At 67.1% G+C, this 4,622-nt stretch carries 5 protein-coding genes and 1 tRNA gene; 5 read left to right on the top strand and 1 reads right to left on the bottom strand.

Annotated features, from left to right (window positions below; genetic code table 11):
* Window positions 1-109: 109 nt before the first annotated feature.
* Window positions 110-514, top strand: a complete 405-nt coding sequence (locus Q0379_RS10055; protein ID WP_066682025.1) for a DUF805 domain-containing protein — start codon at window positions 110-112, stop codon at window positions 512-514.
* Here Q0379_RS10055 and lipB read toward each other — a convergent pair.
* The gene (lipB, locus tag Q0379_RS10050) at window positions 511-1,236 is read right to left on the bottom strand and encodes a lipoyl(octanoyl) transferase LipB (protein ID WP_299007834.1); all 726 of its coding nucleotides are present in this window, start codon (window positions 1,234-1,236) and stop codon (window positions 511-513) included. The two genes, Q0379_RS10055 and lipB, sit on opposite strands and share 4 nt — an antisense overlap.
* A gap of 12 nt (window positions 1,237-1,248) precedes the next feature.
* Here lipB and Q0379_RS10045 point away from each other — a divergent pair, with 12 nt between their 5' ends.
* From Q0379_RS10045 to Q0379_RS10030, 4 genes are all read left to right on the top strand, one after another.
* Window positions 1,249-1,560, top strand: a complete 312-nt coding sequence (locus Q0379_RS10045; RefSeq protein WP_299007831.1) for a FliM/FliN family flagellar motor switch protein — start codon at window positions 1,249-1,251, stop codon at window positions 1,558-1,560.
* Window positions 1,561-1,646: 86 nt separating this feature from the next.
* Window positions 1,647-1,731: transfer RNA gene (locus Q0379_RS10040), tRNA-Leu, on the top strand.
* Window positions 1,732-1,877: 146 nt separating this feature from the next.
* Window positions 1,878-3,332: a magnesium transporter gene (mgtE, locus tag Q0379_RS10035; RefSeq protein ID WP_299007828.1), complete on the top strand. Its 1,455-nt coding sequence runs from the start codon at window positions 1,878-1,880 to the stop codon at window positions 3,330-3,332.
* Window positions 3,333-3,414: 82 nt separating this feature from the next.
* Window positions 3,415-4,622 (top strand): glycoside hydrolase family protein (locus tag Q0379_RS10030; protein ID WP_299007824.1); only part of this gene is annotated, 1,208 nt, incomplete at its 3' end.

The following is a 4,622-nucleotide window of genomic DNA, read 5'->3' as shown; positions in this document are numbered from 1 at the left end:
CGCCAAGGGCGGCGACCCCGTCGCCGCCGACGAGGTGCTGGTGGAGTTCGCCTGAAGCTGCGCTTAGATTGCCGGCGAGATCGAACGCCGAGTCGGAGCCAAGGCGAGCATGAGTGAACGTAGCGAGTGGGCGGAGCTGTTCCTGTCGTCGAACGGCCGGCTGGCGCGCACGCCGTTCCTGGTCGCGGCGGCTGTCCTGCTGGGCGTGGCGGTGCTGTATGAGGCCATCGCCGGATACACCCTGCACTGGCTGACTGGCTGGCTCGTCTATCCGGCCCTGCTGTTCTCGGGCGCCTGCGTCTTGTCCAAGCGACTGCACGATCGCGGCCGGTCGGGCTGGTGGGCGCTCCTTATCCTTGTGGCCTTCATCGCCGTCTGGCCCCAGCCCGAACACTTCCTCGACTTCATGTTCTGCCTGGTCATCGCCTGGGCGGTGGTCGAGCTGGGCGTGATGGGCGGCGAGCAGGGGGCGAACCGCTATGGGCCGAACCCGCTGAAGACCATTTCGATCTAAACCGGCGCCGCCGCGTCCTCGACCGGTCCAAACACCTTCGTAAAGCTGGTCTGGAGCGCCGCGTCGGCCTCGTCCATGGCGACGGGCAGGCCAAGGTCCACCAGGCTGGTCACGCCATGCTCGGTCTGGCCGCAGGGAACGATGCCGGAGAAGTGCGACAGGTCCGGCTCCACGTTCAGGCTGATCCCGTGGAAGCTGACCCAGCGGCGCAACTTGACGCCGATGGCGGCGATCTTGTCCTCGCGACTCCAGCCCGCGCCCTTGCGCTCGACCCACACGCCGACGCGGCCATCGCGCAGCTCGCCCGTCACGTTGAAGGCCGCCAGGGCGTCGATGATCCAGGCTTCCAGGGCCGCGACGAAGGCCCGCACGTCGCGCCCGCGCTTCGTCAGGTCCAGCATCACATAGGCCACCCGCTGGCCGGGACCGTGATAGGTGAACTGCCCGCCGCGCCCGCTCTCGAACACCGGAAAGCGGTCCGGCGCCAGCAGGTCGGTCGCCTTGGCCGAGACGCCGGCAGTGTAGAGGGGAGGGTGCTCCAACAGCCAGACGAGCTCGCCCGCTGTCCCGTCGGCGATGGCGGCGGCGCGGGCCTCCATGGCGGCAACCGCTGCCGGGTAATCTACGTAGTCGGTCGAAACCGCCCACCCAACAGGGGCTGCGTCATCGCGCCTCATGGTCGGAAGTCCAGTGTTTTCAGCGTTTAACGGGAGCGCAAGCATACGGCCCTAATCTTGCAATCTTGGACGCGGCGACCCGGTTGGTCGCATGTGTCAGTTCAGGGGCCTTACTTCGTGACCCAGGTCAACGCCGTCAATGTCGAGATCTCCGTCCTGCTGGGACGATCGATCCTCCCCATGCAACAATTGTTGCGGATGGGGCGCGGCGCCGTGATCCCGCTCGACGCCAAGACCAACGACGAGGTCTGGATCCTGGCCAACAACCACCCGATCGCCCGCGGCGAAATCCAGATCAGCGACGACCGCATCGCCATCCAGGTGACGCGCGCGGCCGACGTCTACGACTACATGGCGGGCGGGGCGTAATTCGCCGCAGGGGAGAAGTTCGCCATACGCGAACTTCCGACTTCCCAAAGCCGATTCAGTTTGCTACCTGCCGCCCCTCACCACGAGCGGTCGTGGCGGAATTGGTAGACGCGCAGCGTTGAGGTCGCTGTGGGGCAACCCGTGGAAGTTCGAGTCTTCTCGACCGCACCAGGTGAACCTGAATAGAGCGCTCCGGCGAAATCGGTTTCCGACTCGCAAGGGGCGCTCTAATCGTTTCTGGCCCTGATTTCGCCTCGGGGTCGCTTCATCGGACCAGCCCAACGAACCCACGCGCTCTAAGAGCTCAGGAGGCCCCCATGACCCGGGACACCGCCGAACTGACCGACGACGTGCTGGACGACATCCCGCTGGCCAAATCCGAGACGCCCGAGGAGCTGGAAGACCTCGCGCTTGGCGAGGACTACGCCCTCAATCCCGAATACGTCGAGATGGTGGTCGACGCCGCCGACAGCGGCGACGCCAAGCGCCTGCGCGAGCTGGTGGGGGCGCTGGATCCGGCCGACGTCGCCGACCTGATGGGCTTCCTCACCGCCGAGTATCGCGAGCAGGTCATCCCGCTGCTGGATCCCGAGGCGCTGGGCGAGATCATCTCCGAGCTCGAGGACAACATCCGCGAGGAGGTGCTGGAAGCTACGCCCTCGGTGACGCTGGCCCGCGCCCTGGAAGAGCTGGACACCGACGACGCCGCCGACGTCATCGACGACCTGGACGACACCAAGCGCTTCCAGGTGCTGGCCGCCATGGGCGAGACCGACCGCGCCGCGATCGAGACGACCCTGTCCTACGAGGACGAGACCGCCGGCCGCCTGATGCAGCGCGAGTTCCTGGCCGCGCCCGAGTTCTGGACCGTCGGCCAGACGATCGACCACGTCCGCGAGGCGGGCGAGACGCTGCCGGAGCTGTTCTTCGACGTCTATGTGGTCGATCCGACCTACAAGCCCGTCGGCGCGATTCCAATCAGCATTCTTCTCCGCAGCCGCCGCGAGACCCCGCTGGCCGAGCTGATGGAGGCGGTCACCGAAATCCCGGTCGACATGGACCAGGAAGAGGTCGCCTACATCTTCGACAAGTACCACCTGATCAGCGCGCCGGTGATCGAGCCGGGCGGGCGCCTGGTGGGGCAGATCACCGTCGACGACATCGTCGAGGTCATCCGCGACGAAGCGCAGGAAGACATCCTGGCCCTGGCCGGCGTGTCCGACGCCGGTCGCGACGCGTCGGTGGTCGAGATCGTCAAGTCGCGCCTGCCGTGGCTGATGCTGAACCTGGCGACCGCCACCCTGGCGGTCAGCGGGGTCGCCATCTTCCAGGCCGAGATCGCCCAGTTGGTGGCCCTGGCCATCCTGATGCCGATCGTCTCGTCGCTGGGCGGCAACGCCGGCACCCAGACGCTGGCCGTCGCCGTGCGGGCGCTGGCCAGCAAGGAGCTGACCACGGCCAACGCCCGCCGCATCATCCTGCGGGAGCTGCTGGTCGGTCTGGTCAATGGCCTGTGTCTTGCTGTGGTCATGGGCACGGCGACCTATCTGTTCTTCGGCCCGCAGGATCACCACGACAAGCTGGCGATCATCGTCGGGGCGGCTCTGGTGGCCAACATCTTCACCGCGGCGGTCGGGGGCATCCTGATGCCGTTGGCCCTGGAGAAGATGGGACGCGACCCGGCGGTGTCCTCGTCGATCTTCGTCACCTTCCTGACGGACTTCACGGGGTTCTTCGCGGTATTGCTGATCGCGTCTCTGCTTTTGCATTGAGGAACCGGCCAAACTGGCGCGGAAGTTGCGCCGGGACAGGCGAGCGCACCCGCGTCTGTCTCAATTTGGGTCAAACTAGGCGATGAAACCGCGTCATCAGGTCTCCCGCGCCGCCGTCGATCTCATCAAGAGATTCGAAGGCTACCGTCAGACGTCCGCCCAGCTGCCCGATGGACGCTGGACGATCGGCTATGGCCACACGCTGACCGCGCGTCCGGGCGCGACTGTCTCGGAAAAGGACGCCGAGGCCCTGCTGCTGTACGACCTGATCTCGGTGGCCCACTCGGTCAACGAGCATACCTATACGCCGCTGACCCAGAACCAGTTCGACGCCCTGGTCTGCTTCGCCTTCAACATCGGCATCGAGAACTTCGTGCGCTCGGGCGTGCTGCGCCGCATCAACGAGGGCTCGCTGCTGCAGGCCGCCTGCGCCATGGAGATGTGGCGCAAGGCCGACTTCGAGGGCGAGCGCATCGTCATCGACGCCCTGGTGCGTCGCCGCTCGGCCGAGAAGACGCTGTTCCTGACCCCGGCCAACGGTCAATGGGTGCCCGCGCCGAGCCCCATCCTACGTCCGAAGATCGACTACGACGCCAGCAACGCCATCCCCAAGCAGACACCGGCCACGGTCAGCACCCGCACGGACGGCGATCGCATCGTCGCCCACCGCGAGGGCGACTTGCCGTTCAGCATCGTTGTCCCGGAAGAGGACAGACCCACCGCGACCGAGCAGTCGGCCGCCGCCGTCAGCGCGCGCCTGGAAGCCATCCTCGCCGAGGCGGAAGCGCCGCCCAGCAAGGCGCAGCCGGACCTCAGCCTGCCCGAACCGCCTGCGCCGGAGAAGGCCGCCGGCGCCTCTTCCGGGCCTGTCCTGTTCCAGGACGCGCCCGCCGTCGAGCTGACGCCTTTCCGGCCGTCGCCGCAGGCGCCGGAAAAACCTGCGACCGTGGAGGCGTTCGCGCCCGGCCCCGTCGCCAACGAACCGACGCTGTTCGGCGCGCCGACCGACAGCGGCTCGGCCTTCAATCTTGACGGCTTCTCGACCAGCGCGGCCTCCGAGCCTTCCACCGTCGCCGGGATCGCGGGCGGCCCGCGGAAGACGAAGCGTTCTTCCGGCAACGCCAGCTTGCTGATCGTTCTGGGCCTGCTGGGCCTGTCGCTGTTCGGCGGCGGGGTTCTCTGGATCCTGACCGTGGCGGTCGGGGCGGCGGACCAGGTCAAGCTGTTCGGCTACGGCGCCAGCATGATCGGCGCGATCTGCTTCGTGGTTTCGGCTTATCTTCTGTTGCG

It is taken from the genome of uncultured Caulobacter sp., assembly GCF_937900395.1.
In the GTDB taxonomy this organism is placed as follows: domain Bacteria; phylum Pseudomonadota; class Alphaproteobacteria; order Caulobacterales; family Caulobacteraceae; genus Caulobacter.
The sequence above is the reverse complement of the archived record's forward strand: the minus strand, read 5'-3'. Positions and strand labels throughout refer to the sequence as shown.

Excerpts from the sequence above, each read along its gene's own strand:
- lipB (WP_299007834.1), bottom strand. The coding sequence starts at position 1,236 with ATGCTTGCGCTCCCGTTAAACGCTGAAAACACTGGACTTCCGACCATG.
- mgtE (WP_299007828.1), top strand. The coding sequence starts at position 1,878 with ATGACCCGGGACACCGCCGAACTGACCGACGACGTGCTGGACGACATC.
- Q0379_RS10055 (WP_066682025.1), top strand. The coding sequence starts at position 110 with ATGAGTGAACGTAGCGAGTGGGCGGAGCTGTTCCTGTCGTCGAACGGC.